25 protein-coding genes are annotated in these 25,950 nt (G+C 76.6%); 17 read left to right on the top strand and 8 right to left on the bottom strand.

Features of this window, described 5'->3' with window-relative positions:
* Window positions 1–46: 46 nt before the first annotated feature.
* The 3 genes from pabB to CHC04_RS19335 all read right to left on the bottom strand — a co-directional run bounded on the left by pabB (window position 47) and on the right by CHC04_RS19335 (window position 3,937).
* A complete protein-coding gene (gene pabB / locus CHC04_RS19345; RefSeq protein ID WP_089405595.1) occupies window positions 47–1,795 on the bottom strand; it encodes an aminodeoxychorismate synthase component I in 1,749 nt (582 codons plus the stop codon).
* The gene (locus CHC04_RS19340; RefSeq protein WP_089405594.1) at window positions 1,792–2,742 is read right to left on the bottom strand and encodes a proteasome assembly chaperone family protein; all 951 of its coding nucleotides are present in this window, start codon (window positions 2,740–2,742) and stop codon (window positions 1,792–1,794) included. The genes pabB and CHC04_RS19340 overlap by 4 nt, the downstream gene beginning before the upstream one ends.
* Window positions 2,743–2,812: 70 nt before the next feature.
* Entirely contained in the window at window positions 2,813–3,937 is a 1,125-nt protein-coding gene (locus CHC04_RS19335) for an AI-2E family transporter (protein ID WP_245817500.1), read from the bottom strand.
* Window positions 3,938–4,352: 415 nt separating this feature from the next.
* On the opposite strand from CHC04_RS19335, the gene CHC04_RS19330 reads away from it, so the two are divergent.
* The 10 genes from CHC04_RS19330 to fabG all read left to right on the top strand — a co-directional run bounded on the left by CHC04_RS19330 (window position 4,353) and on the right by fabG (window position 10,918).
* Window positions 4,353–4,622 carry a hypothetical protein gene (locus tag CHC04_RS19330; RefSeq protein WP_089405592.1) on the top strand — a complete coding sequence of 90 codons (270 nt, stop codon included), beginning with the start codon at window positions 4,353–4,355 and terminating at the stop codon, window positions 4,620–4,622.
* Window positions 4,623–4,682: 60 nt separating this feature from the next.
* On the top strand, window positions 4,683–5,147 hold the full coding sequence (locus tag CHC04_RS19325; RefSeq protein ID WP_089405591.1) for a PPOX class F420-dependent oxidoreductase: 465 nt from the start codon (window positions 4,683–4,685) through the stop codon (window positions 5,145–5,147).
* A gap of 62 nt (window positions 5,148–5,209) precedes the next feature.
* On the top strand, window positions 5,210–5,746 hold the full coding sequence (locus CHC04_RS19320) for a hypothetical protein (RefSeq protein WP_089405590.1): 537 nt from the start codon (window positions 5,210–5,212) through the stop codon (window positions 5,744–5,746).
* Between the two features lie 87 nt (window positions 5,747–5,833).
* Window positions 5,834–6,367 carry a hypothetical protein gene (locus CHC04_RS19315; protein WP_245817498.1) on the top strand — a complete coding sequence of 178 codons (534 nt, stop codon included), beginning with the start codon at window positions 5,834–5,836 and terminating at the stop codon, window positions 6,365–6,367.
* A 40-nt stretch (window positions 6,368–6,407) separates the two neighbouring features.
* A complete protein-coding gene (locus CHC04_RS19310; RefSeq protein ID WP_089405588.1) occupies window positions 6,408–7,175 on the top strand; it encodes a dienelactone hydrolase family protein in 768 nt (255 codons plus the stop codon).
* 104 nt (window positions 7,176–7,279) lie between these two features.
* Complete coding sequence (locus tag CHC04_RS19305; RefSeq protein WP_089405587.1) at window positions 7,280–8,620, top strand: AI-2E family transporter; 1,341 nt, start codon at window positions 7,280–7,282, stop codon at window positions 8,618–8,620.
* 87 nt (window positions 8,621–8,707) lie between these two features.
* Entirely contained in the window at window positions 8,708–8,971 is a 264-nt protein-coding gene (locus tag CHC04_RS19300; protein ID WP_089405586.1) for a hypothetical protein, read from the top strand.
* A 23-nt stretch (window positions 8,972–8,994) separates the two neighbouring features.
* Window positions 8,995–9,417, top strand: coding sequence for an ATP-binding protein (locus CHC04_RS19295; protein WP_089405731.1), 423 nt, complete (start codon window positions 8,995–8,997; stop codon window positions 9,415–9,417).
* Window positions 9,418–9,587: 170 nt separating this feature from the next.
* Window positions 9,588–10,007, top strand: a complete 420-nt coding sequence (locus CHC04_RS19290) for a DUF350 domain-containing protein (RefSeq protein ID WP_089405585.1) — start codon at window positions 9,588–9,590, stop codon at window positions 10,005–10,007.
* A 149-nt stretch (window positions 10,008–10,156) separates the two neighbouring features.
* Window positions 10,157–10,918 carry a 3-oxoacyl-ACP reductase FabG gene (gene fabG, locus CHC04_RS19285; protein ID WP_089405584.1) on the top strand — a complete coding sequence of 254 codons (762 nt, stop codon included), beginning with the start codon at window positions 10,157–10,159 and terminating at the stop codon, window positions 10,916–10,918.
* 131 nt (window positions 10,919–11,049) lie between these two features.
* Here the strand turns inward: fabG and CHC04_RS19280 are convergent, their stop codons facing one another.
* Together CHC04_RS19280 and CHC04_RS19275 are read right to left on the bottom strand one after the other, a co-directional pair.
* On the bottom strand, window positions 11,050–12,213 hold the full coding sequence (locus CHC04_RS19280) for a cation:proton antiporter (protein ID WP_089405583.1): 1,164 nt from the start codon (window positions 12,211–12,213) through the stop codon (window positions 11,050–11,052).
* Between the two features lie 9 nt (window positions 12,214–12,222).
* The gene (locus CHC04_RS19275) at window positions 12,223–12,711 is read right to left on the bottom strand and encodes a cation:proton antiporter regulatory subunit (protein ID WP_245817497.1); all 489 of its coding nucleotides are present in this window, start codon (window positions 12,709–12,711) and stop codon (window positions 12,223–12,225) included.
* 108 nt (window positions 12,712–12,819) lie between these two features.
* Between CHC04_RS19275 and CHC04_RS19270 the strand changes: the two genes are divergently transcribed.
* Window positions 12,820–13,440: an SGNH/GDSL hydrolase family protein gene (locus CHC04_RS19270; protein ID WP_089405582.1), complete on the top strand. Its 621-nt coding sequence runs from the start codon at window positions 12,820–12,822 to the stop codon at window positions 13,438–13,440.
* Between the two features lie 4 nt (window positions 13,441–13,444).
* Here the strand turns inward: CHC04_RS19270 and CHC04_RS19265 are convergent, their stop codons facing one another.
* From CHC04_RS19265 to CHC04_RS19255, 3 genes are all read right to left on the bottom strand, one after another.
* Window positions 13,445–14,101, bottom strand: a complete 657-nt coding sequence (locus tag CHC04_RS19265) for an NADPH-dependent F420 reductase (RefSeq protein ID WP_089405581.1) — start codon at window positions 14,099–14,101, stop codon at window positions 13,445–13,447.
* Between the two features lie 97 nt (window positions 14,102–14,198).
* Window positions 14,199–17,030, bottom strand: a complete 2,832-nt coding sequence (locus tag CHC04_RS19260; protein WP_089405580.1) for an FAD-binding and (Fe-S)-binding domain-containing protein — start codon at window positions 17,028–17,030, stop codon at window positions 14,199–14,201.
* A gap of 66 nt (window positions 17,031–17,096) precedes the next feature.
* Entirely contained in the window at window positions 17,097–17,501 is a 405-nt protein-coding gene (locus tag CHC04_RS19255; protein ID WP_089405579.1) for a cupin domain-containing protein, read from the bottom strand.
* Between the two features lie 173 nt (window positions 17,502–17,674).
* Between CHC04_RS19255 and CHC04_RS19250 the strand changes: the two genes are divergently transcribed.
* The 6 genes from CHC04_RS19250 to CHC04_RS19225 all read left to right on the top strand — a co-directional run bounded on the left by CHC04_RS19250 (window position 17,675) and on the right by CHC04_RS19225 (window position 25,943).
* Window positions 17,675–19,075: an MFS transporter gene (locus CHC04_RS19250; protein ID WP_176450101.1), complete on the top strand. Its 1,401-nt coding sequence runs from the start codon at window positions 17,675–17,677 to the stop codon at window positions 19,073–19,075.
* A 572-nt stretch (window positions 19,076–19,647) separates the two neighbouring features.
* A complete protein-coding gene (locus CHC04_RS19245; protein ID WP_176450100.1) occupies window positions 19,648–20,979 on the top strand; it encodes an MFS transporter in 1,332 nt (443 codons plus the stop codon).
* 22 nt (window positions 20,980–21,001) lie between these two features.
* A complete protein-coding gene (locus CHC04_RS19240; RefSeq protein WP_089405577.1) occupies window positions 21,002–21,235 on the top strand; it encodes a hypothetical protein in 234 nt (77 codons plus the stop codon).
* A gap of 53 nt (window positions 21,236–21,288) precedes the next feature.
* Window positions 21,289–22,833, top strand: coding sequence for a gluconokinase (locus CHC04_RS19235; protein WP_089405576.1), 1,545 nt, complete (start codon window positions 21,289–21,291; stop codon window positions 22,831–22,833).
* A gap of 17 nt (window positions 22,834–22,850) precedes the next feature.
* Window positions 22,851–24,314: a GntP family permease gene (locus CHC04_RS19230; protein WP_089405575.1), complete on the top strand. Its 1,464-nt coding sequence runs from the start codon at window positions 22,851–22,853 to the stop codon at window positions 24,312–24,314.
* Window positions 24,315–24,371: 57 nt separating this feature from the next.
* Window positions 24,372–25,943, top strand: coding sequence for an FMN-binding glutamate synthase family protein (locus CHC04_RS19225; protein WP_089405574.1), 1,572 nt, complete (start codon window positions 24,372–24,374; stop codon window positions 25,941–25,943).
* The last annotated feature ends 7 nt before the right edge of the window (window positions 25,944–25,950 follow it).

The raw sequence follows: 25,950 nt of genomic DNA, 5'->3' as shown, positions 1-25,950 counted from the left end.
CGGCGCGGGCCCGTGCAGAGGGGCCGTCCCAGCACGACAGCCGGCTCTACACCAGGACGGCGGGGCGCCAGCCGCGCAGGGAGCTGACGACGGCGAGCGCCTGGGCGCGGCGCAGGTCGTCCGGGGTGAGGTCGCGCTCGCGCAGCCGGCCCTCCTCCACCAGGCGGCCGCGCGCCACGCCGGGGAGGCAGCCCGCCGACAGCGGCGGGGTCCACCACGCGCCGCCGAGCCGGACGGCGAGGGAGGCGATCGTGGTCTCGGTGACGGAGCCGGCGGTGTTGACGAGGACCACGTCGTCGGCGTCCGGGTGGCGGGCGGCGGCCGCGGTGTAGACGTCGCGGCGGGTGGTCTTGTGCCGCAGCCAGACCGACGCCGGGTCGACCGGCTCGTCGTCGACCGCCAGCCGCACCGGCCCGTCTGCCGGCGGCGGCAGCGGGTGCGCCTCGACGTCGAGCCGCCCGTCGCGGTGCAGCACCAGGCGCAGCCGCGCGGGCGCGCCCGGCGGGACGGCGGCCGCCAGCCGCCGCCGGGCCTCGGCCTCGCGGAGGGGGAAGCCGAGCTCGGCGGCGGAGGCGGCCAGCCGCGCCAGGTGCCGGTCGAGGTCGCGGACCCGGCCGTCGGGCTCGGCCGCCATCGTCTCCAGCAGCCCGAACGGGCCGGGGCCCGGCTCGAGGATCGCGGCCTTGGCCAGCAGCTCCGCGTGCTCGGCCGCGGGGTCGGAGGACCACGTGATGCCGCCGCCGGTGCCGTACTCGGCGGTGCCGGTCGCCCGGTCCACGGTCACCGTCCGGATGGCGACGCTGAACACCGCCCGGTCGCCGGCTCCCGGCGGGGCGACCCAGCCGATCGCGCCGCAGTAGACCCCGCGCGGGCCGTCCTCGAGCGCGGCGATGAGCTCCATCGACCGCCGCTTGGGCGCGCCGGTGACCGAGCCGGAGGGGAACAGCGCCCGGAGGACGTCGACCAGCCCGGTGTCCGGGCCGGTGCGCGCGGTGACGTCGGAGGTCAGCTGCCACACCGTCCCGTACCGCTCGGCGGTGAACAGCGCGGGGACGGCGACGCTGCCGACCTGCGCCACCCGGCCCAGGTCGTTGCGCAGCAGGTCCACGATCATCAGGTTCTCGGCGCGCTCCTTGTCGCTGGCCAGCAGCCGCGCGCGGGCCGCGGCGTCCTCGCCGGGCGTGGCGCCGCGGCGCGCGGTCCCCTTCATCGGCCGGGTCAGCAGCTCGCCGCCGGACCAGCGGAAGAACAGCTCCGGGCTGGCGGAGACGACGGCGTGCCGGCCGAGGTCGAGGAGGGCGGCGTGCGACCCGGCCTGGGCGCAGGCGAGGTCGGCGTAGAGCCGCTCCAGGTCGCCGGACACCGGCGCGCGCATCCGCACGGTCAGGTTGAGCTGGTAGGTGTCGCCGGCGGCGATGTGCTCGCGCACCGCCTCGACGGCGGCGCGGTGACCGGCCTCGGTCCAGCCCCGGGCCCACGGGCCGACCGCGTACCCGCGGCCGCCGGCGGGGGTCACGACGGGCACCTCGAGCGGCCGGTCGGCCAACCCGAAGACGGCCAGCGGCAGCGGGTCGCCGTCGGGCCGGGCGGCGACGGTCAGGCCGGGGTCGAGCCCGGCCGCGGCCTCGTAGGCGAGGTAGCCGAAGGCCCAGCAGCCGGCGGCGGTGGCGCGGTCGACCTCGGCGAGCACCGGGACGACGTCGGCCGGGGTGGTGGCGACCAGCACCCGGGAGGTCCCGGGGAAGGACCGCGCCGTGCCGCCGGCGACGTCGTCGAAGCGCCCCCGGAGCCTCACTCGCCCCGGTGGCGGTCCTGCTCGGCGAGGAACCGCTCGAACTCCGCGCCGAGCTCCTCGCCGCTGGGCACCTCGCCGACGCTGCCGAGCAGGTCGCTGCTCGCGCGGGCGGCGGTGAACTGGTCGTACTGCTGCTCCAGCGCCGCGACGACGGCGGTGTTGTCCGCCGAGCGGGCGATCTGCTCGTCGACGTCGGTGCGGTGCTGCTGGGCCGCCTCGCGCAGCGTCTCGGTGGGCAGCAGCAGGCCGGTCAGCCGGCCGAGGTGCTCGAGCAGGGTCAACGTCGCCGCCGGGTAGGTGGCCTGCGCCAGGTAGTGCGGCACGTGCGCGGCCACGCCGAGCGCGTCGACGCCGGCCTCGCCCAGCCGCAGCTCGAGCAGGGCCGGGACACTGCCCGGGACCACCAGGTCGCCCCAGTACACCGGGTAGGACCCGATGAGCGCGCGGCGGGTGGCGTGCGCGGTGACCGTCACCGGCCGGGTGTGCGGCACCGGCATGGGGATGGCCTGCAGCGCCACCACCGAGGTGACGCCGAGCCGCTCGACCAGTCCGGCGACCGCCGCGACGAAGCCCTCCCACCGGTAGTCCGGCTCGGGACCGTGCAGCAGCAGGAACGGCTCGCCGGAGTCGTCCTCCAGCGCGGAGAGCACGATCTCCGGCGCGGTGTAGGACTGGTAGCGGTCGCCGGCGAAGGACATCCGCGGCCGGCGGGCGCGGTAGTCGACCAGCAGGTCGGCGTCGAAGCGCGCCACCGGCCGGTGCGGCAGGCCGGCCAGCAGGTGCGCGGCGGCGGACTCCGCGGAGTCGGCGGCGTCGAAGTCACCGGTGAGGGCGTGCACCAGCACCAGCCCGCGCCGGTCCCCCGGAGCGGCCACCGCGGCCTCCGCGGTCAGGAACGGCTCGGCCTCGGGGAGCAGCTCGACGAGCTCCTCCGGTCGCTGCGCCACGACGGCACCTCCTGCTGGTCGACGTCCGCAGGGGTCAGCGCCGGCGGGCGCGGCGGCATTCCCGCCCGGGTCAGCGGGCGGCCGTCCCGGGGGCCGCGTCGCGGGTCAGCACGGCGCCGTCGTCGTCCCCGGCGACCTGGGTCCGCGTGCCGTCGCCGGCCACCTCCGGGTGGCGGCCGTCCATGGCGTCCCGGGTGTACCGGTAGACGACGGCGATGAGTGCGGCCACCGGCACCCCGAGGAAGGCGCCGATGATCCCGGCCAGGCTGCCGCCGGCGGTGACGGCGAGGATGACCACCGCGGCGTGCAGGTTGAACCCGCGGCCCTGGATGATCGGCTGCAGCACGTTGCCCTCGATCTGCTGCACCAGCAGCACGATGCCGAAGACGATCAGCGCCACGGTGAGGCCCTCGTCGACCAGCGCGATCAGCACCGCGAAGGCGCCGGCCACGAAGGCGCCGATGATCGGGATGAAGGCGCCGAAGAACGTGAGCACCGCCAGCGGGATGACCAGCGGGACGTCGAGGATCCACAGGCCCAGGCCGATGAAGAAGGCGTCGATGAAGCCGACCAGCGCCTGCTGCTTGATGAACTCCGACAGCGTGCTCCAGGTCTTCTGCGACAGGGCGGCCACGTGGGGGGCGGCGCGCGGGCCCGTCTGCGCGGCCAGCCACGGCACCCAGCGCGGGCCGTCCTTGATGAAGAAGAACGCCAGCACGAGGGCGAGCACCAGGTTGAGCAGGCCGTTGCCGACGGCGGAGGCGCCGGTGGCGGCGTAGCCGGCGATGTTCGACGCGTTGGACTGCACCGAGTCGATCGCCTGGTCGACGTACTGGCCGAGCTGGTCCTCGTCGATGTCGAGCGGCGGCCCCTGCAGCCACTGCTGGACCTGCTGCAGGCCGCTGGCGAACTGGTCGGCGAGGTCGGTGACCTGGTCGGCCACCTGCGGGGCGATGACGGCGATGAGGCCGCCGATCAGGCCGAGGAACACCAGCAGCACGACCGCGGCGGCCAGCGCGGGAGGCCAGCGGTGCCGGCGCAGGAAGCGGGTCGGCGGCCACAGCACGGTGGCGAACAGCAGGCCGAGGATGACCGGCAGCAGGATCACCCACAGCTTGCCCAGCACCCAGAAGACGACGACGACCGCCCCGCTGATGAGCAGCAGCTGGGCCGAGCCGATGGCCAGGGTGCTCATCGCCGACATCGCACGCCGGCCGCGCTCCCACGTCGGGGCCGGGGCGGACGTGGCCCGGTGGTCGGCGCCGCGCGGGTCGCCCTCCCCGCCCTCGCCCGACAACGACGGCGCCGGCCCGGGACCCTGCTCCCGGGCGGCGCCGGGCGCCGACGTGGATGCCGCAGCGGACGCCGACGTGGACGCCCCCGCGGAGGCGGCCGACGCCCCGCCGGGTACGTCACCGGCCCCGGGGGCGGCGCCACCGGCGGGCGCGTCCGGGCGTCCGGGCAGGCGGAACCTCATGCGGTGATCGCACCACAGTTCCGCGGTCCCCACCGCCGGAACCCGGTCGGCCGTCCCGGGTCGGGAGCGGCGTGCCCGGGTAGGGAGTCGACCCGGGGAACCGCCCCGGGGACGTCCGTCCGAAGGGGAGACCATGCCCGAGGTCCCGCAGCCGGTCACCGACAACAGCATCAAGGTCCGGCAGCTGTCGCACTACCAGTTCAGCTGGGTCGCCGGGGAGCCCGGCAAGCCGGGGACGTACACGCTGCAGCTCGTCCTCGACCAGGGTGCGTGGGAGGAGGTCCTCACCCTCGACCCCGACGACGCCGACAACCTGCAGGACCTGCTCGTCGACAACGACACCGTGCACTACGACGTCGACCGCCGGGTGCTCATGTTCGGGGTCAAGAAGGCCGGGGGCTGACCCCGTCCCGAGGGCACGGCCCCGGCGCCGGCGGGCGGCGGCGCCGCTAGCGTCGGGGCCGTGCCCAGGACCGCCACCGCCGACCGTGTCGACCGCGCCGCGCTGCTCGACTTCCTCCGCCCGCGCCACCGCGCGGTGCTGCTGACCCGCCGCCGCGAGGGCGGGGCGCAGCTCTCCCCGGTGACCTACGGCGTCGACGCCGAGGGTCGGGTGGTCGTCTCCACCTACCCACAGCGGGCGAAGGTGCGCAACGCCCGCCGCGACCCCGCGGTCTCGCTGTGCGCGCTCTCCGACGACTTCGAAGGCCCCTGGGTGCAGGTCGACGGGCGCGCGGAGGTGCTGGACCTGCCCGAGGCCCTGGAGCCCCTGGTCGAGTACTTCCGCTCCATCAGCGGCGAGCACCCCGACTGGGCGGAGTACCGCGCGGCGATGCTCCGGCAGGGCAAGTCCCTGCTGCGGATCACCGTCGACTCCTGGGGGCCGGTGGCCACCGGCGGCTTCCCCCCGGAGCTCGTGCAGGACTGACCGGCGCGCGGAGCAAGCCCAGGAGCTTGCCCCGGTCGGCGGGGACGGCGACGCTCCGTCGTGTGTCCCTGGCCGTCGCCTGCGCTCCGCTGACCGCGGCCGCCGCGGGGCCGCCCTCGGTCCTCGGGCCGGATGCGCGCCCGCTGGGGGAGGGCTGGGCCGCCGTGGTCGCGGACGCCCCCGCCGCCGTCGACGCCGTCGTGGGTCTGGTGCGGGCGGGCGGCTGGCGGATCGGGGTGGCCGCCACCCCGGGCCAGGACGCCGCCGACGGCGGCGGGCCGGTCGCGCTTGCGGCCCGGCGCGCGCTCGAGGCCGCCTCCCGCCGGCCGGCCCGGCTGGCCGTGCGCGGCGGCGACGCCGAGGCCGCGGCCGACGCGCAGGCGGTGCTCACCGCGCTCGCCGTCCTGCTCACCCGGCGCAGCCCCGCGGCCTGGGCCGCCGCCGACCTGGTCGCCGCCGGCGCCACCCGCTCGGCGGCCGCCGCGGCGCTCGGGGTGTCCCGCCAGGCGGTGGCCCAGCGGCTGGCCGCCGGCGGTTTCGACCTCGAGCACGAGCTGCGGCCCGCCGCGGCCCGGCTGCTCGCCCGCACCGCCGGGTGAGCGCCCGCCCGGGGGACGCCGCCGCGCGCGCCGGATCCGGGGTCGGCGAGGATGGACCGTCCGGAAAGCCCCTCCAGGAGGTCCGCCGTGCCCGAGCAGCCCCAGCGCAACGCCGAGCTCCTCGGCGTCTACCTCAACGACCACCTGGCCGCGGCCACCGGCGGCATCGAGCTGGTCGGCCGCATGACCCGCGTGCACCGCGGCAGCCGCTGGCAGCAGCCACTGGAGGAGCTGCGGGGCCAGCTGCTCGAGGAGCGCGCCGCCCTGCTGCGGGTCGCCGCGGCCCTCGGCGTCCCGGTGCGGCAGTACAAGCAGATCGGCGTGTGGGTGGCGGAGAAGGTGACCCGCGCCAAGCTCAACGGGCGGCTGCTGTCCCGCTCGCCGCTGTCGGACCTCGTCGAGTTCGAGTTCCTCGCCTCGGCGGTGCGCGGCAAGCGCAGCGGTTTCGAGACGCTGCGGATCGTCAGCGAGGTCGACGACCGCCTCGACCGCGGCGAGCTCGACCGCCTCATCGACCAGGCCCACCGCCAGTACGAGTGGCTCACCGACGCCCGCCGCGAGGTGGCCGCCGAGGTGTTCGGGGGCCGGCCCGAGGCCGCCGTGCCCAGCGACGTCGACTGAGCCCGCGCGGCCGACGGCCGTCCCTGGTAGCAACGACGGCGTGTGCCACGACCCCGCCGGCCGGCCCCCCGCACCGCCGCGCAGCGCGGCGGTCGGCGACACCGGGCTGACCACGCTCACCGCCGCGGACGGCACCCGGTTCTCCGCCGCCTGGGCCCTGCCCGCCGACGTCGCCGCGGCCGGCGCCGGCGTCGTCGTCCTCCCGGACATCCGCGGCCTGCACTCCTACTACGTCGCGCTGGCCGAGCGGTTCGCCGAGGCAGGGGTGCCCGCCGTCGCGATGGACTGGTTCGGGCGGACCGCCGGGGTCGCCGAGGGCGGCACCCGCGACGCCGGGTTCGACTGGCAGGCCCACGTCCCGCGGACGACGCCGGCGGGGGTCGACGCCGACCTCACCGCGGCCGTCGCCGAGCTGCGCCGCCGCACCCGCCCCGGCCTGCCGGTGGTCACCGTCGGGTTCTGCTTCGGCGGCAGCCACTCCTGGCGGCAGTCCGGCGGCGACCTCGACGTCGCCGCCTGCGTGGGCTTCTACGGCCGGCCGGCGATGGTCGGCGAGGCCGCGTCGCGCGCCTCCCGCCCGACGCTGATGGTCATCGCCGGTGCCGACGCCGCCACGCCCGTCGAGGACCAGCTCGCCCTCGCCGGGCGGATGCGGGCCGCCGGTGCCGACGTCGAGACCGCGGTCTACGACGGTGCGCCGCACTCGTTCTTCGACCGGGCCGCGACCGAGTGGGCCGAGGCCTGTCAGGACGCCTGGCGCCGGGTCCTCGCGCTGACCGACCGGGTGGGTGCCGCCGCGTCCGGCTGAGCGGCGCGGCGGCCGCGACACCCGGCGGCACCCGCCCCGGCGCCCGGTGTGTGCCGTGACACCCTGGGCACCCGCGAGGGGCGCCGGACGGGGAGGGGGACCGCATGGCCACGCAGCAGCACGTGCCCGGCCCGGGCGCGGAGCGGTCGCCGACCGGGAGCACGCGGCTGCCGCCGGTCGACGAGGAGGACGTCGTCGCGGCCGTGCTGGACGCCGCCGACCCCACCGCCGACGCGACCGCCGACCAGCGCCACCCGGCCGGCGAGGGGCAGTTCCTCCCCGCCGCGTCCGCCGCGGTCCCGGCCGAGCCGGGTGGGCTGCCCCGCTGGCTGGTGCTGCTCGTCGGCGCCGCGGCCGCCACCATCGCCGTCGCCGGGGTCCGCGAGATCGCCTGGCTGGTCGCGCCGGTGCTCCTGGCGCTGGTCGTCGTCGTCGCGCTCATGCCGGTGCAGCGCTGGCTGCTGCGCCACCGGGTGCCGCGCTGGGCCGCGGCGTCGGTCCTGCTGCTGCTGGTGTGGAGCGTCCTGCTGGGGTTCGGGTCGCTGCTGGTGGTGGCGATCGCCCAGTTCGCCGTCCTGCTGCCCGACTACGCCCCTCAGTTCGCCGAGCTCCTCGACGACGCGGTGCGGCGCCTCGACGAGGCCGGCCTGTCCTCCACGCAGATCGAGGGCCTGGTCGACCGGATCGACTACGGGCAGCTCGTGGGCCTGGCCACCGGCCTGCTCGCCCGCGTCACCGACACCGCCAGCACGCTGGTGCTGCTGCTGTCGGCGATGGTCTTCCTCGCCATCGAGTCCGGCGGGTTCGGCCGGCGGCTCGCGCTGGTCGCCGAGGAGCGGCCGCACCTGCCCATCGCGCTGGGCCTGTTCGCCCGCGGCACCCGCTCCTACCTGCTGGTCAGCACGGTCTTCGGGGCGATCGTCGCGGTCGGCGACGGGATCGCGCTGGCGGTCCTCGACGTGCCGCTGCCGGTGCTGTGGGGCCTGCTGTCGTTCATCACCAACTACGTGCCCAACATCGGGTTCGTGCTCGGCGTCATCCCGCCGGCGCTGCTCGGGCTGCTCGACGGCGGCTGGACCGAGTTCTGGGTGGTCCTCGGCGTCTACTCGCTGCTGAACTTCGTCGTCCAGACGCTGATCCAGCCCCGTTTCGTCGGCGACTCGGTCGGCCTGTCGATGACCGTCACCTTCCTCGCCCTGCTGTTCTGGGGCTGGGTGCTGGGCGCGCTCGGGGCGTTGCTGGCCATCCCGCTCACCCTGCTGGTCAAGGCGCTGCTGGTCGACGTCGACCCGCGCGGGCACTGGCTCGACGCCCTGCTGCGCGAGGAGCCGCGGGCGGCGCGCACGAGCCGTGCTCGGCAGCGCGCGCAGACCCGGCGGGCCGCGCTGGCGTCGGTCCGGACGCTGCACCCGCACTGGCCCGGACGTCGCGGACACCCGGACTGACCTGCGCGTTCGAGGAATGTCAGGGGTCCGCGGGACGTTGTCCACACGTCGGGTGCAGTACCCGGCGAGACCCCTGAGGAGGACCCCGTGAAGGGTGATCGTGTCGAGGTCGTCATCGACGCCGGTGGCGCTACCCGAACCTACGAGATCGAGGCCACCCGGGCCGGGCGCCGGGTCGACGTGACCCACGGGCGCGGCCTGGTGGAGGTCACCGAGACCACCCGCGGCGGCACCCCGGTGCGCACCGCGCGGTTCATGTCCGGGCGGGTGCTCGCCCTCGTCGAGCACCCCGCGGCCCGTCCCGGCCTCGACGACGACGAGCCGGTGACGCCGCTGCGGCGGAGCGCCTGAACGCCGGTCAGGAGCTGGTCGTGATGGTGGGCCTGCAGGGCGCGGGCAAGTCCACCCACGTCCGCGAGCACCTGGCCGCGACGCACGCGGTGGTCAGCAAGGACCACTGGCCGCGGGCGCGCCGCCGCGAGGCCCGGCAGCAGCGGGTGGTGGCCGAGCTCCTCGCCGCCGGGCGCAGCGTGGTCGTCGACAACACCAACCCCTCACCGGCCGAGCGCGCGGCGCTCGTGGCCGCGGCCCGCACCGCCGGCGTCCCGGTGCGCGCCGTGTGGGTGGACACCCCGCCGGCCACCTGCCTGGCCCGCAACGACGCCCGCGAGGGGCGGGCGCGGGTCCCCCTCGTCGGGGTGCACGCCACCCGGGCCCGGCTACTCCCGCCGTCGACGGCGGAGGGCTTCGACCGGGTCGACGTCGTCCGGCCCGGCGGGACGCCCCCTGCCGGCTGAGCGACGCCGGCTGAGCGCCTGCCGGCTGAGCAACGCCGGCTGAGCGCCTGCCGGCTGAGCAACGCCGGCTGGGGCACGCCGGCTGGGGCACGCGGCGTGCCGGCGCGGGGAGCGGTGCGGTAGACCTTGCAGGCCGTCCGCCCCGTCGTCGCTCCCCGGAGGTCCCACCCGTGCTGGCCAGCATCGGTTACGCCGTCGCCTACACCGCCGTCGGCCTCGTGCTGCTGGCCCTGGGCTACCTCGCCCTCGACCTGCTGACCCCCGGTCACCTGGGCCGCCGCATCTACCACGAGCGGTCGGTGAGCGCGGCGATCGTGCTCTCGGCCGGCTTCCTCGCCCAGGGCGCGATCATCTTCACCACCATCTGGACCAACGCCACCGCCGGGTTCGGGCAGGCGCTGCTCTACACCGTCGTCTTCGGCGTGCTGGGCGTGCTGCTGCAGGCGGTGGCGTTCGTGGCGCTCGACCTGCTCACGCCCGGGAAGATGGGCCACCTCGTCACCGAGGTCGGCTTCCACCCCGCCAGCCTGGTCAGCGCCGCCGCGCAGCTGTCGGTCGCCGCGATCGTCGTGGCCTCGATCTGGCCCTGATCACGGCCCGGCGGGGCCTCCGGAGGATCGCCACGGGCCCGACGTAACGTGTCCGGCGCAGCGTGGGCTACTCGCCGGTACTCCCCGTCGGGTGGCCCCCACACGGACGGCCGGCACCGACGCCGCGCCCACCAGCGAGAGGAACAGCGATGAGCGAGGCAACCCCCCGCGTGGCCATCGTGACCGGCGCCGCGCGCGGCATCGGCGCGGCCACCGCCAAGCGGCTGGCCGCCGACGGCTTCGCCGTGGCCGTGGTCGACCTCGACGAGGCCGCCACCAAGGACACCGTGCAGGAGATCGAGGGCGCCGGCGGGCGCGCGCTGGGCGTCGGGGCCGACGTCAGCGACGCCGAGCAGGTGCAGGCCGCCGTCGACCGGATCGCCGCCGAGCTCGGCGCGCCGGTCGTGCTGGTCAACAACGCCGGGGTCACCCGCGACAACATGCTGTTCAAGATGACCGAGGTCGACTGGGACGTCGTGATGAACGTGCACCTGCGGGGCTCGTTCCTCATGACCCGCGCCTGCCAGAAGCACATGGTCGAGGCCAAGTGGGGGCGCGTGGTCAACCTGTCCTCGACCTCGGCGCTGGGCAACCGCGGCCAGGCCAACTACTCGGCGGCGAAGGCCGGCCTGCAGGGCTTCACCAAGACCCTGGCGATCGAGCTGGGCAAGTTCGGCGTCACCGCCAACGCCATCGCCCCGGGCTTCATCCAGACCGAGATGACCAAGGCGACCGCCGAGCGCATGGGCATCCCCTTCGAGGACTTCGTCAAGGGCGCGGCCTCGCAGATCCCGGTCGCGCGGGTGGGCCAGCCCGAGGACATCGCGCACCTGGTGTCGTTCTTCGTCAGCGAGGGCGCCGGCTTCGTCTCCGGCCAGGTCGTGTACGCCGCGGGCGGTCCCAGGGCCTAGGAGGACCCCGCTGCCGCCCGCCACTCGCACGCTCGCGGCGGGCCCCTGCAGCGAGGCCGTTCCAGCACCTCGACGTGACAGGGCCCGGCCGGGAGGACTCCCCGGCCGGGCTCCGTCGCGTCGGGGGCCCCTCAGGCGGTCGCCGGGCGCTCCGGGCGCGCGAGGCGCGGCACCGGCAGCCGGGCGAGCAGGGGACCGGCCACGGCGAGCACGAGCACGTACGCGGTGGCCAGCGGGCCGAGCTCGGGCAGCCCGGCGGCCACGGCGAGACCGGCGATGACGACGGAGAACTCCCCGCGGGCGACCAGCGCGGTCCCGGCCCGCCAGCGTCCCGGCGTGCCCACGCCGTCCCGGCCGGCGGCGTACCAGCCGGTCGCGACCTTGGTCGCCGCGGTCACGGCGGCCAGCAGCAGCGCCGCCGGCAGCACGGGCACGATGTCGGCGGGATCGGTGGCCAGCCCGAAGGCGACGAAGAACGTGGCCGCGAACAGGTCGCGCAGCGGGGTGAGGATCCGCCGCACCCGCTCGGCGAACGGCGTGGGCAGCGCAAGCCCGACGAGGAACGCCCCGACCGCGGCCGACACGCCCAGCGCCTGCGCCGCGCCGGCCACCAGCAGCGTCAGCCCGACCAGGCGCAGCAGGACCTGCTCGTCGTCGGGCGAGGTGAGCAGCCGCCCGAGGTGGTGACCGTGCCGCCGGGCGGCGGCCAGGACCAGCACGACCGTGCCGGCGGCCAGCGCCAGCCCGCCGCCGGCCGCCACCGGACCACCGCCGGCCAGCGCCACCGCGAGCAGCGGCAGCACCAGCGCCATCGCCAGGTCCTCGAGGACCAGCACCGACAGCACCGCCGGCGTCTCCCGGTTGGCCAGCCGGCCGAGGTCGGCCAGCAGCCGCGCCACGATGCCGGACGAGGAGATGTAGGTGATGCCCGCCAGCGCGAGCGCGCCCTGCCACGGCAGGCCCAGCAGCAGGCCGGCCACCAGGCCCGGCGGTGCGTTGAGCAGCAGGTCCACGAGCCCGGAGCGGCCGTGGTGGCGCAGCGAGGTGAACAGCTCGTCCGGGGAGAACTCCAGGCCGAGGGCGAGCAGCAGCAGCACGACGCCGATCTCGGCCGCCGCCTCGAGGAACGGGGTGGCGGTGCCCAGGGGCGCCAGCCCGCCCTCGCCCACCGCCAGGGCGGCCACGAGGACGAAGGGGATGGGGGAGAGGTCCAGGCGGCGGGCGAGCAGGCCGAGGGCGGCCAGGCCGAGGAAGAGCAGGCCCAGCTCGACCAGCAGCGCCTCCGTGTCGTGCACGCCGCCGGCCTACGACCCGCCGTCGAGCCGGGCGGCCAGCTGACCCAGCCCGCTCGCGGACCCGATGGCGACCAGCACGTCCCCGGCGTGCAGCACGTCGGCCGGCCCGGGGGAGGGGACGACGTCGGCCGCCCGGACCAGGGCCACGATCGAGCAGCCGGTCAGCGTCCGGGCCCGGGTCTCGCCCAGCGGGCGGCCGTCGAAGGGAGAGCCGGGCCGCACGGTGAAGCGGCCCGACTCCAGCCCCGGGACCTCGCGGGAGAGGTCCACGAAGCGCTGCGTCAGCCGGGGCGCGCCGAGCAGCTCGGCCAGCACGCCGGTCTCGTCGGCGTCGAGCCGGATGACCCCGCGGGTGCGGTCGGGGTCGCGCCGGTCGTAGACCGCGACCTCCACGCCTCCCTCGCGGCGGACGACGACGGCCAGGCGGTCACCGTCGCGCGTCGTGAGTCCGTAGCGCACGCCGACGCCGGGCAGCAGGGTCTCCTCGAGGTCCACCACGCGGGCATCGTGGCAGGCCGCCCGGGTCCGCGCGGCCGGTGGCGGGGGTCACCGCCGGGAGGCCCGCACGCCGGGCAGAGCGCCCCGCCGGCCGGCGTTGTCCCTGGCGTGACCGCTCCGCTCCGCCTCGTCGTCCTCGGTGACTCCATCGCGTACGGCACCGGTGCCGCCCGGGTCGAGGAGGGCCTCGGCCCGCGCCTGGCGCAGGTGCTGCGCGGCGACGGCATCGACACCGACCTCACCGTGCTCGCCGTCCCCGGTGCGGTCTCCCGGGACCTCGCCGCCCAGGTCCGCCGGGTCGCGCCGCTGGGCGCCGACCTCGCCGTCGTGGTGATCGGCGCCAACGACCTCGCCCGGTTCCTGCCGGCCGAGGCGGCCGCCGCCGCGCTCGGTGCCGCCGTGGCCGACCTGCGCGCCGCCGGCACCGACGTCGTCGTGGTGCCGGCGCCGGACATGTCCAGCGTCCCGTTCGTGCCGCCGGCGCTGCGGCCGGCCGTGCGGGCCGCGTGCGCCGTGCTGCAGGAGCGCCAGGCCGCGGTCGCGCGGGCGCACGGCGCCGTCGTCGCGCCGGTGGCCGCCGAGGTCGGCCGTGCCTTCACCGCGGACCCGGCGCTGTTCTCCGCCGACCGCTTCCACCCGTCCTCGGCCGGCTACGCCCGCATCGCCGCGGCGCTGGCGCCCACCGTCCTCGGCGCGGCCCGCGACCGGCTGGCCCGCCGGGCGGCCTGAGCCCTCAGCTGCGGGAGGCCTCCGCGGTCGCCCGGCGCAGGCCGTCGAGGTCGAGGTCGGGGCCGTAGCCGGGGGTGCCCGGCTCGATCCGCCGGCTCTCCGACAGCGGGCCGAGGTCGAGGACGTCGAACCCGAGCCCGTCGATGAGCGAGGTCGCCGTCTCCTTCGCCGAGGCGTCGTCCCCGGCGATCGCCAGGGCCCGCCGGTGCGGGGTGCCGGGCGGCGTCCGCCGGGCGGTGATGTCCGCGGCCAGGATGTGGTTGAAGGCCTTGACCACCCGCGAGGTCGGCAGGTGCCGCTGCAGCAGCTCCGAGGAGGTCGTCGACCCGTCGTCGAGCTCGGCGATCTGCCCGTCACGCTGCGGGTAGTAGTTGTTCGTGTCGAGCACGACCTTGCCGGCCAGCGGCTCGACCGGCAGGTCACCGATCGCCTTGAGCGGCACGGTCACCACGACCAGGTCGCCGGCGGCGCCGGCCTCGGCGGCGGTGGCCGCCCGCACCGACCCGGTCCGCGACGGGCGGGCGGTGATCGCCTCGACCAGGTCGGTGAGCGTCTCGGGACCGCGCGAGTTGGCCAGCACGACGTCGTGGCCGGTGTCGGTGGCCGCCTGGGTGAGCGCCGTGCCGATGTGGCCGGCGCCGATGATGCCGATGGTCGTCATGCCCGGCGCCAACACCGCACCCGGCCGCCCATTCCCACCCGTCGCGGCATAGGAAGCTCTCCGCACGTGTCGAGCCCGAGAACGTGGGGATTGCTTCCTATGCCTGGTCGAGGGCGTCGGCGAGCAGCTCGGCGAGGTGGCGACCGCGCCGGCCGGCCAGCTGGTCGAGCTGGGTGCGGCAGGAGAACCCGTCGGCCAGCACGACGGCGTCGGGACCGGCGGCGCGGACGGCGGGCAGCAGCTGCTGCTCGGCGATCGCCACCGACACGTCGTGGTGGCCGCGCTCGACGCCCCAGTTGCCGGCCAGCCCGCAGCACCCGCCCAGCCGTGTCACCGTCGCCCCGGCCCGCCGCAGCAGCCGCTCGTCGGCCGCCCACCCCATGACGGCGTGGTGGTGGCAGTGCGGCTGGGCGACCACCTCGACGCCGGCCAGCGACGGCGGCGCCCAGCCCTCGGTGGCGGTCAGCAGCTCCGCCAGCGTGCGGGTGGCCGCGGCGACCCGAGCGGCGGCCGGGTCGTCGAGCAGCTCGACGGCGTCGCTGCGCAGCGCCGCGGTGCAGGAGGGCTCCACGCCGACGATCGGGATGCCGGCGTCGGCCAGCGGGACCAGCCGCCGCACCGTGTCGCCGAGCACCCGCTTCGCGGTGTCGAGCTGGCCGGTGGTGATCCAGGTCAGCCCGCAGCACGTGTCGTCGCCGGGCACCTGCACCGTGTAGCCGGCGGCCTCGAGCACCCGCACTGCGGCGCGCGCGGCCTCCGGCGCGAAGTGGTCGGTGAACGAGTCCACCCACAGCGCCACCGGAGCGCCGCCGCCCGGACGGGGCGTGAACTGCTGCCGGAACGTGCGCGGCGCGAAGGCCGGCAGGTCGCGCCGCCGGTCCACGCCGGCGCCCCACTTCGCCAGCCGTCCGCCGAGCCGGTTGCGCAGCACCGCGTTGACCACCCGCGGCGCCCGGGCGGCGAGGTCGGACCACATCGGCAGCCGGCCGAGCGTGTAGTGCGACAGCGGCCGGACCCGACGCCGGTAGCTCTGGTGCAGCACCTCGGACTTGTAGCTGGCCATGTCCACGCCGGTCGGGCAGTCGCGCGAGCAGCCCTTGCACGACAGGCACAGGTCCAGCGCGGCGTGCACCTCCGGCGAGCGCCAGTCGCGCACCGGGCCGCCGGGCGCGAGCATCTCCTGCAGCACCCGGGCGCGGCCGCGGGTGCTGTCCTTCTCCTCCCGGGTCGCCGGCCACGACGGGCACATGACGCCGACCCCTGAGGGCTCGGCCCGGCACTTGCCGACGCCGGTGCAGCGGTGGACGGCGTTGGAGAAGTCGCCGCCGTCGTGCCGGTACGCCAGCGCCAGGCCCTCGCGCCGCCGGGGGGCGGCGGCCACGCGGACGTCGTCGTCGAGCGGTGCCGGACGCACCAGCACGCCGGGGTTGAGCACGTCGCCGGGGTCGAACAGGCCCTTGACCCGGGCGAAGAGGTCGAGCGCGGCGGGGGAGTACATGGTGCCGAGCAGCTCGCTGCGGGCGCGGCCGTCGCCGTGCTCGCCCGACACCGACCCGCCGTAGCGGGCGACCAGCCGGGCGGCGTCCTCGACGAAGGCGCGGTAGGCCGCCCGGCCGCGGTCGGGCTCCCGGCCGAAGGGGAAGTCGATGCGCACGTGCACGCAGCCGTCGCCGAAGTGCCCGTAGGGCACCCCCTGCAGCCCGTGCCCGTCCAGCAGCGCCTCGAACTCGCGCAGGTAGGCGCCCAGCGAGGTCACCGGGACCGCGGCGTCCTCCCAGCCGGCGTGCGCTGGCCGCCCGTCGGAGGTGCGCGCGGCCAGCCCCGCGCCGTCCTCCCGGATCCGCCAGATCGCCGCGGCGTGCGCGACGTCGGTGACCACCAGGGAGTCCACCGCGCCGGCGTCGGCGACGACGGCGGCGCCCTTCGCCTGCACCTCCGCGACGGTGTCGCCGGTGACCTCCACGATCAGCCAGCCCGCGCCCCGGGGCAGGTCGGGGACGACGGCGGCCGGCACGTCGCGCAGCCGCTGCACGATCCGCTCGTCGAGGCCCTCCACCGCCGTCGGCCCGTGCCGCAGCAGCCCGGGCGTGGCGTCGGCGGCGTCGGCCATCGAGGGGTAGCCGAGCACCACCAGCCCGCGGTGCGGGGCGTCGGCGACCAGCCGCACGGTGGCGCCGAGGACGACGGCGAGCGTGCCCTCGCTGCCCACCAGGGCCCGGGCGACGTCGAAGCCGTGCTCGGGCAGCAGGTGCTCCAGGGAGTAGCCCGACACCTGGCGGCCGAAGCGGCCCAGCTCGGTGCGGACGGTGGCCAGCTCGGCGGCGACCAGGGCGCGCAGCTCGTCCAGCCCGGACGGCTCGGCGCCGGAGACGAGCTGCAGCCGCCGGCCGGTCCCGGTGACGACGTCGAGGCCGACCACGTTGTCCGACGTGCGGCCGTAGCCCAGCGCCCGCGAGCCGCAGGCGTTGTTGCCGATCATCCCGCCGATCGTGCAGCGGTTGGCGGTGCTCGGGTCGGGCCCGAAGCGCAGCCCGTGCGGGCGGGCGGCGACCTGCAGCGCGGCCTGCACCACGCCGGGGTCGACGACCGCCGTCCGCGCCTCGCCGTCGATGGCGCGCACCCGGGTCAGGTGCCGGCTGGTGTCGACGACGACGCCGGTGCCCACCGCGTTGCCGGCGATGGAGGTGCCCGCCCCGCGCATCGTCAGCGGGACACCGAGCTGCCGGCACACCTCCAGCGCGGCGACCACCTCGTCGGCGTCGCGCGGGCGGACGACGGCGCGGGGCAGCACCCGGTACAGCGACCCGTCGGAGGAGTACAGCGCGCGGGCCAGGCCGGAGTCGTCGACGTCGCCGATCCCGGCCCGGCGGAGAGCTGCCGAGACCTCCCCGGTGGCGGCGTCGGTGGTGGCGGCGTCGACGGCGGTCACCGGGCCAGTGTCCCCGGTGCCGCCGGTCGGTGCGGCGACACCGGGGTGTGGCGTCAGTCCTGCCGCTCAGTCCTGGCCGGGCGGCTCGTCGTCGCCGGACTCCTCGGCCGCGTCGGCCTCCTCCTTGGTGTGGTGCACCGCGCCGTCGGCGTGCTCTGGCGGGCCGTAGACCGTGTAGAGGATCAGCGGGTTCTCGCCGGTGTTGACGAAGTTGTGCTTGGTCCCGGCCGGGACGACGACGAGGTCGCCCTGCGCCACCTTCTTGGTCGCGCCCCCGACCTTCGCCTCACCGACGCCGCTGACGAAGGTCAGGATCTGGTCGATGTCCTCGTGGACCTCCTCGCCGATCTCCCCACCCGCCGGGATGGTCATGACGACGAGCTGGGTGTTCTTCCCGGTCCACAGCACCCGGCGGAAGTCCGGGCTCTCCTCGGCGACGGTCGCGATCGTGAAGTGGATGACGGACGCCATCGGCGCGCTCCTCCCTGATCCTGCGGCACCCGGGCGGTGCCCTCCGGCGGCTCTCCTGCCCGCGCCCCGCGCAGACCATGCGCGACCGGTGCGCCCGGCGGCGGTCACCTGCTACCGTGACTCCTCGTCGGTTCGGAAGTCCAACTGACGACGTCGATCCCCTGGGGGCACGCGTGTCCAGCTCGGTCCGGTCCCGCCCACCCGCCGCCGACGCCGCGGCGCCGTTGCAGTCGCGGACGCTGGCCGTCGTCGCCACCAGCACGCTGGTGGTCCTCGCCGCCTTCGTCACGCCGCTGGCCACCTCGGTCGCCACGGCCCGCGAACTGGGCACCGGCCCGGGCGGGCAGGCCTGGCTGCTGTCGGCGATGAGCGTCGGCCTGGCCGCGGCGCTGCTGGTCACCGGCGCGGCCGCCGACTCCCTCGGCCGGCGGCGGGTGTTCACCGCCGGGCTGGTCCTGCTGGCCGCCGGCGCGGCGGTGTCCGGCGCGGCCCCGGGCACCGGCGTCTTCGTCGCCGGGCGGCTGGTCGAGGGGGTGGGCGGCGCGGCCGTGCTGGCCTGCTCGCTGGGCCTGGTCGCGCAGGTCTTCCCGCTGGGTCCGGCGCGGGCGCGGGCCGCCGCGGTGTGGGGCGCGGCGATCGGGGCGGGGACCGGCGTGGGCGGGCTGGCCGCCGTCGTCCTCGACGGCGACACCGGCTGGCGCGCCACGCACCTCGCCACCGCCGTCGTCGCGGTGCTGCTCGCCGTCGCGGCGCGGCTGCTGCTGCCGGGGTCCGCGCCCGGGCGCCGGCCGCGGGTCGACGTCGCCGGTCCGGTGCTGCTGGTCGCCGCGGTCACCTGCCTGCTGGTCGGCCTGGTCGCTCCCCGCTCCGGCGCGGGCGCGGCGACGACGGCGGCGCTGCTGGTCGGCGGCGTGCTGCTGGGCGCGGCGTTCGTCCTCGCCGAGTCGCGGGTCGCCGCGCCGATGGTCGACCTCGCGCTGTTCCGCGTCCGCGGCTTCGACGCCGCCCTGGTCGGCGCGCTGGTCACCGGCGCGGCCACCGTCGGGCTGCTGTCGTTCCTCGCCACCGTGCTGCAGCGAGCGCTCGGGGAAAGCCTGCTGGCCACCACGGTGCTGGTGCTGGTCTGGTCGGCGGTGGCCACGGCGACCTCGGTCGGGCTGCGCTGGCTGCCCGGCGTCGACGGGCGGCTGCTCCTGGCCACCGGACTCGGGGTGTCGGCGGCCGGGCTGGCCGCGCTGGCGGTCCTCGACGCCGGCGGGTCGGGCCTGCGGCTGCTGCCCGGGCTGGTCGTCCTGGGCGTCGGCTACGGCGCCGTGAATGCCGCGCTGGGCCAGGAGGCGGTGGCGCACGTGCCGCCGGAGCGGGCCGGGATGGGCAGCGGCGCCAACAACACCGCCCGCTACCTCGGCGCCGCGGTCGGGGTCACCCTCGTCGTGCTGCTGGTCACCGCCGGGACCCCGGCGGGCACCGCGGCCGGCCTGGTCGCCGGCTGGGACACCGCCGCCCTGGCCGCGGCGGGCCTCAGCGCCGCCGGGGCGCTGGCGGTGCTGTCACTGCGACCGGCGCGCCGCTGACCGTCACGGCCGCCACCTCCGCCTCGGTCCAGGCGCAGGACCGCGGCGGTCTCCAGCCCGCCGGGCCGGGACGACGCCGGCGGGCGACTCGCCGGGGACGCCGGGTGAGCCGGCTCGGGCGGTGCGGGCGACGAGCTGGACGAGCACCTCGGTGGCGACGTCGGTGTCCTCGGCGAGCGCCGCGGCCTCGCCGCGCTCGCCTGGGCGGTCCGCACCGTGGCGAGCATCTTGTCGCCGGCCCGGGTGTGGAGCTCGAGCAGGCAGTGCTCCTCGTCGCGGAAGTGCGCGCAGACGACGGTCTCGGACACCCGGCCCTCGCGGGCGATGTCGGAGATCGTCGTGGCGCGGCAGCCCCTGGCCGCCGTGCAGGTGGCCAGCGCCAGCACGATGCGCACCCGGCGGGCCGCGTCGTCCTCGGTGAGGTCGGCCGGCGAGACCAGGGCTTCCACGGGCGGGAGGCTGCGGCCGCCGGGCCCGCGGACCGGCCTGCGACGCCGCGGCCGACGGCGGCGGTGAGGCGCTTCACCGGCCGCGGCGGGAACACATCGCGGCCGGGTGCTGTCGTCCTCTGGGTGACGCCCCCGACGCCTGCCCGTGCGCCGCTGCGCGCCTACGCCGTCTGGCTGACCGCGCTGGCCGCCTACGTCGTGGCGGTCTTCCACCGCGCCTCCCTCGGCGTGGCGGGCGTGGAGGCGCAGGAGCGGTTCTCCGCCGGCGCCTCGGCGGTGTCGCTGTTCCTCGTGCTGCAGCTGGCCGTCTACGCCGGGCTGCAGGTGCCGGTCGGGGTGGCGCTGGACCGGTTCGGCTCGCGCCGGCTGATCCTCGCCGGCGGGCTGACGATGGCCGCCGGCCAGCTGGTGCTGGCGCTGGCCACCGACGTCCCCACCGCCGTCGCCGCCCGGGTGCTCGTCGGCGCCGGGGACGCCATGACCTTCATCAGCGTGCTGCGGGTGATCGGGTTCTGGTTCCCCGGCCCCACCGTCCCGGTGGTCACCCAGCTCACCGGCATCCTCGGGCAGGTCGGGCAGATCGTGGCCGCCTACCCGCTGGTCGCGCTGCTGCACGCCGCCGGCTGGCGCAGCACCTTCCTCGGCGCCGCCGCGGTCGGCGTGCTCGTCGTCGTCCTGGCGTCGGCCACGCTGCGCGACGCCCCGCCCGGGACGACGGCGACCGGCGCCGCCGGGCTGGCCGAGGTGCGCCGCAGCCTGACGCTCACCTGGCGCGAGCCGGGCACCCGCATCGGCCTCTACACGCACCTGGTCACTCAGTTCTCCGGCACCGTCTTCGCGCTGCTGTGGGGCTATCCCTTCCTCGTCGTCGGCCAGGGCCTGGCCCCGGCGACGGCGGCCGGGCTGCTCAGCCTGCTCGTGGTCGTCGGCATGGCCGTCGGCCCGCTGCTGGGCCGGCTGTGCGGGCGGTGGCCGCTGCGCCGCTCGGTCCTCGTGCTCACCATCCTCTGCCTCACCGCGACCACCTGGACGGCGGTGCTGCTGTGGCCCGGCCGCGCGCCGCTGTGGCTGCTGGTGGTGCTGGTCGTGGTCCTGGGCACCAACGGCCCGGGCTCGATGATCGGCTTCGACTTCGCCCGCACCTGGAACCCCGCCGAGCGCCAGGGCAGCGCCAGCGGCGTGGTCAACGTCGGCGGGTTCGTCGCCTCGCTGCTGACGATCCTCGCCATCGGCGCGGTCCTCGACGCGCTCACCCCGGGCGGCTCCACCGCCTACGACCTGGGCGCCTTCCGCGCCGCGTTCGCCGTCCAGTACGTGTTCTGGGCGGTCGGGCTGGTCGGCGTGCTGCGCCACCGCCGCGTGCTGCGCGCCCGGCTGGCCCGCGACGGCGTCGTCCTCGCGCCGCTGCACGCCGCCGTCAGCGCGCGGCTGCGTGGAGGCTCGGCCTACCGCTGAGCGTGCGGCAGGATCGGCCGGCGTGGAGGCCGGCGGCACCGACGCCCACCGCCCCGAGGCCTGGCACGACCTGGCGGTGGCGGCGGTCGGTGCGACCGCGGCCCTGACCGGGCTGCTGTTCGTCGCCGTCTCGACCAACCTCGACCGGATCCTCGCGTTCCCGACACTGCCCCGCCGGGCCGCGGCCACGCTGGGGCTGGGGATCGCGGCGGCGTGCCCGAACGCCTGGGTGCTGCTGGTGGAGATCCGGCGCTGACGATCCGGCGCCGGCCTCGCGTCCGGGCCGCGGCCCCGGGCAGGATCGCGCGCATGGACGTGGTGGTCGGGCTGGACAGCGGGACGACGGCCACCAAGGCGGTCACCGCGGGCACCGACGGGCGGGTCCGCGACCTCGTCAGCGTCGGCTACCCGCTGTCGGTGCCGGCGCCCGGCCGCGCCGAGCTCGACGCGCGGCGCCTGGCCGAGGCCGCGGTGACGGCGCTGGCCGCCGTCAGCGCCGCCGCCCGGGAGCGCGGTGACCGGGTGGTCGGCGTCAGCCTGTCGGCGGCGATGCACGGCCTGGTGCCCATGGACGGCGACGGCCGCCCGCTGGGCCCGCTGGTCACCTGGGCCGACGACCGCGCCGCGGGGTTCGCCGCGGCGCTGCGGGCCGACGGTCGCGCCGCCGGGCTGCACGCCCGCACCGGCACGCCGGTGCACCCGATGTCGCCGCTGCTCAAGCTCGCCTGGCTGCGCGCCGACGACCCCGACCGGCTGGCCGCCGTGCCGCGCTGGGGCGGGGTGAAGGAGCTCGTCGTCTCCGCGCTGCACGGCGGCCCGCAGGTGCTCGACCGCTCGTGCGCCTCGGCCACCGGCCTCTACGGCCTGCGCGCCGGCACCTGGGACGCCGAGGCGCTGCTGGTCGCCGGCGTGCGCGCCGACCAGCTGGGGGAGGTCCTGCCGACGACGGCGGTGCTACCGGGCCTGCGCCCGGGGGTGGCCGCGGCGGCCGGGCTGCCCGGGGACACCCCCGTGGTCATCGGGGCCTCCGACGGCGTGCTGGCCAACCTCGGCATCGGCGCGGTCCGCCCGCAGGTCGCCGCGGTGTCGCTGGGCACCAGCGGCGCGATGCGCGTCGTCGTCCCCCAGCCGACCGTCGACCCCGCCCACCGGCTGTTCTGCTACGCCCTCACCGACGACCACTGGGTGGTCGGCGGCGCGGTGAACAACGGCGGCTCGGTGGTGCGCTGGGCGGCGCAGGCGCTGGCCGGCGGGGAGGCGGTCACGGAGGAGGACGCCGACGCCCTCGACGCCCGGCTGCTGGAGGAGGCCGCGGGCGTGCCGCCCGGCAGCGCCGGGCTGCTGTGCCTGCCCTACCTGCTCGGCGAGCGGGCGCCGTGGTGGCGGTCGGGGCTGCGCGGCGCCTACGTCGGCCTGCGCCGCGAGCACCGCCGGCCGCACCTGGTCCGCGCCGCCGTCGAGGGGGTGTGCCAGCAGCTCGCGCTGGTCCGCGACGCGTTCTCCGCCACCGGCCTGCCGGTCACCGAGGTCCGCGCGACCGGTGGCGCGGTGGCCTCCGCGCTGTGGGTGCGGACGCTGTCGGCCGCGCTGGACCTGCCGGTGCGGGTGGCCGACTCACCCGAGGGCACCGGCCTGGGCGCGGCGCTGCTCGGGCTGCACGCCCTCGGTGCGCTGCCCGACCTCGACGAGGCAACCGCGCTGATCGGCGTCTCCGACCCCGTCGAGCCCGACCCGGCGGCCGCGGACCTCTACCGGGGCATGCGCCCGCTGGTCGAGCGCTCGACCGACGCGCTGACCGACATCCTCGCCACGCTCGACGAGCTCGACGACACCCTCTCGGAGAACCCCGTCTGAACCCAGGAGGAACCGCCATGCCCGAGGTCGAACCGGCGCTGGGTGCCGGCCCGCTGCTGCTCATCGCCGCCGCCGCGGTGGGTGTCCTGCTCTTCCTGATCATGAAGCTGAAGCTGCACGCCTTCCTCGCGCTGATCCTGGTTAGCCTGCTGACGGCGCTGGCCACGCGGATCCCGCTCGAGGACGTCGTCAGCACGCTGACCGAGGGCTTCGGCGCCACGCTCGCCAACGTCGCCCTCCTCGTCGGCCTCGGCGCGATGCTCGGGCGGCTGCTCGAGCACAGCGGCGGGGCACAGGTGCTCGCCGACAGCCTGGTCGGCCGGTTCGGGGAGAAGCGCGCCCCGCTGGCGTTGGGCGTGGCCGCGCTGCTGTTCGGGTTCCCGATCTTCTTCGACGCCGGGCTCGTGGTCTTCCTCCCGATCGTGTTCACCATCGCCCGCCGGCTGGGCGGGTCGCTGCTCACCTACGGCCTCCCGGTCGCCGGTGCCTTCGCGGTCATGCACGCCTTCGTGCCGCCGCACCCCGGGCCGGTCGCCGCGGCCGAGCTCGTCGGGGCCGACATCGGGCTGACCCTGGTCTTCGGCCTGCTCGTCGGCCTGCCGACCTGGTACCTGGGCGGGTACCTGTTCGGCCTGTGGGCCGGCCGGCGCTACGACGTCGCGGTGCCCGACCTGTTGCACGACGAGGACCGGCCGGCGCCGGAGGAACCCGACGGGACCGTGGCCGGTACGGCGCCGGGGATCGCGGGCGCCTCGGGTGGGCGGCGCACGCAGACCGCGACCCGCCCGGCCCCGCCCCGGTTCGGCACCGTGCTCGCGCTCCTGCTGTTGCCGCTGGTGCTGATCTTCCTCAACACGGGGCTGACCACGCTGGCCTCCGCGGGGGCGGTGGACGAGACCTCGTTCGTCGTGCGCGCCGGCCAGCTGATCGGCGCCACCCCGATCGCGCTGCTCATCACCGTGCTGGTGGCGATCGTGGTGCTCGGGCGGCGCCGCGGGGAAAGCGGCGCGCAGGTCGAGTCGATCGTCAACAGCGCGCTGGGCCCGGTCTGCGCGATCATCCTCATCACCGGTGCCGGCGGCATGTTCGGTGGCGTGCTGCGGGCCAGCGGCATCGGCACCGCGCTGGCCGACGTGCTGGGGGACATCGGGTTGCCGGTGATCGTCGCGGCGTTCGTCATCTCGGTCCTGCTGCGGGTGGCGCAGGGGTCGGCGACGGTCGCCCTCACCACCACCGCCGGCCTCATGGCGCCGGTGATCGAGGCCACCGACGGGCTGTCCTCGATCGACCTCGCGCTGATCGTCATCGCCATCGCCGCCGGCGCGACGGTTCTCTCGCACGTCAACGACTCGGGGTTCTGGCTGGTCAGCCGGTTCTTCCAGATGGACGAGAAGACCACGCTGAAGACCTGGACGGTCATGGAGACGCTGCTCGGCAGCATCGGCTTCGTCCTGGCGTTCGTGCTCAGCCTGTTCCTGTAGGGCGGACGCCGCCGTTCCGCGCCAGGATGACGCCCTGACCGCGAGCGGAGGTGCGACATGAGGGGTGCGGCGCGGGCCGCGGTGGCCGGACTGGGCGCGGTGGCGGCGGTGGCCGCCCGGGACCTGCTGCAGCGGGAGCACACCCTGCTGCGCAACTTCCCGGTGATCGGGCACGCCCGCTACCTGCTGGAGTCGATGGGGCCGGAGCTGCGGCAGTACCTGGTCGCGGGCAACAACGAGGAGCGGCCCTTCACCCGCGACCAGCGCCGGTGGGTCTACGCCTCGGCCAAGGGCCAGAACAACTACTTCGGGTTCGGCACCGACAACGACCTCGAGTACACGGCCGGGTACCCGGTCATCAACCACCGCACCTTCGGCCGCGCCGTCCCGCCGTCGCACCCGCACTCGGCCTCCGACGTCGCGCTGCCCTCGGCGAAGGTGCTCGGCGGTCCGCGCGGGCGGCGCCTGGCGTTCCGGCCGGCGTCGGTGGTCAACGTGTCGGCGATGAGCTTCGGCTCGCTGTCGGGTGCGGCGGTCGAGGCGCTCAACCGGGGCGCGGCGCTGGCCGGGTGCCTGCACAACACCGGCGAGGGCGGGCTGTCGGTGCACCACCGGCACGGCGGGGAGCTGGTGTTCCAGATCGGCACCGCCTACTTCGGCTGCCGCGACGAGCGGGGCCGCTTCGACCTGCAGCGGCTCAAGGACCTGGTGGCGTCCGCGCCGGTGCGCGCGCTGGAGGTCAAGCTCAGCCAGGGCGCCAAGCCCGGCCTGGGCGGGGTGCTGCCGGGGGCGAAGGTGACCGCCGAGATCGCCGCCGCCCGCGGGGTGCCCGAGGGCGTCGACTGCGTCAGCCCGTCCCGGCACGCCGAGTTCGCCGACGTCGACGGCCTGCTCGACTGGGTGGAGCTGCTGGCCGCCGAGACGGGGCTGCCGGTGGGCATCAAGTCCGCCGTCGGGGACATGGCCTTCTGGGACGAGCTGACCGACCTCATGGCCGGCACCGGCCGCGGGGTGGACTTCGTGACGGTGGACGGCGGCGAGGGCGGCACCGGCGCCGCGCCGCTGATCTTCACCGACTCGGTGTCGCTGCCGTTCCAGCTCGGCTTCGCCCGGGTCTACTCGACCTTCGCCCGGCGGGGGCTGGCCGAGCAGGTCACCTTCGTCGGCGCGGGCAAGCTGGGGCTCCCCGACAACGCGATCGTGGCGTTCGCGCTCGGCTGCGACATGGTCAACATCGCCCGCGAGGCGATGCTGGCGATCGGCTGCATCCAGGCGCAGAAGTGCCACACCGACACCTGCCCGACCGGCGTCGCCACGCAGAACGCGTGGCTGGCGCACGGCCTGGACCCGGCGCTGAAGTCGGTGCGGCTGGCCAACTACGTCGCCACGCTGCGCCGCGACCTGCTCAAGGTGGCCGAGGCCTGCGGCGTCGAGCACCCGGGGCTGATCGACACCGGCTCGGTGGAGGTGCTGACCGGGCGGACGGCGTCGACCCCGCTCGGGGAGGTCTACGGCTACGAGCCCGGCTGGGGGCTGCCCTCGGCCGCCGACCGCGAGCAGATCGTCGCGGTCATGACGGCCGAGGCGCCCCAGGGCGGCTCGGCACCTCCGTCGGAGGACGCCGTCTGACACCAGG

This window comes from Geodermatophilus saharensis (genome assembly GCF_900188205.1).
GTDB classification, from domain to species: domain Bacteria; phylum Actinomycetota; class Actinomycetes; order Mycobacteriales; family Geodermatophilaceae; genus Geodermatophilus; species Geodermatophilus saharensis.
This window is presented reverse-complemented; position numbering and strand designations above follow the sequence as displayed.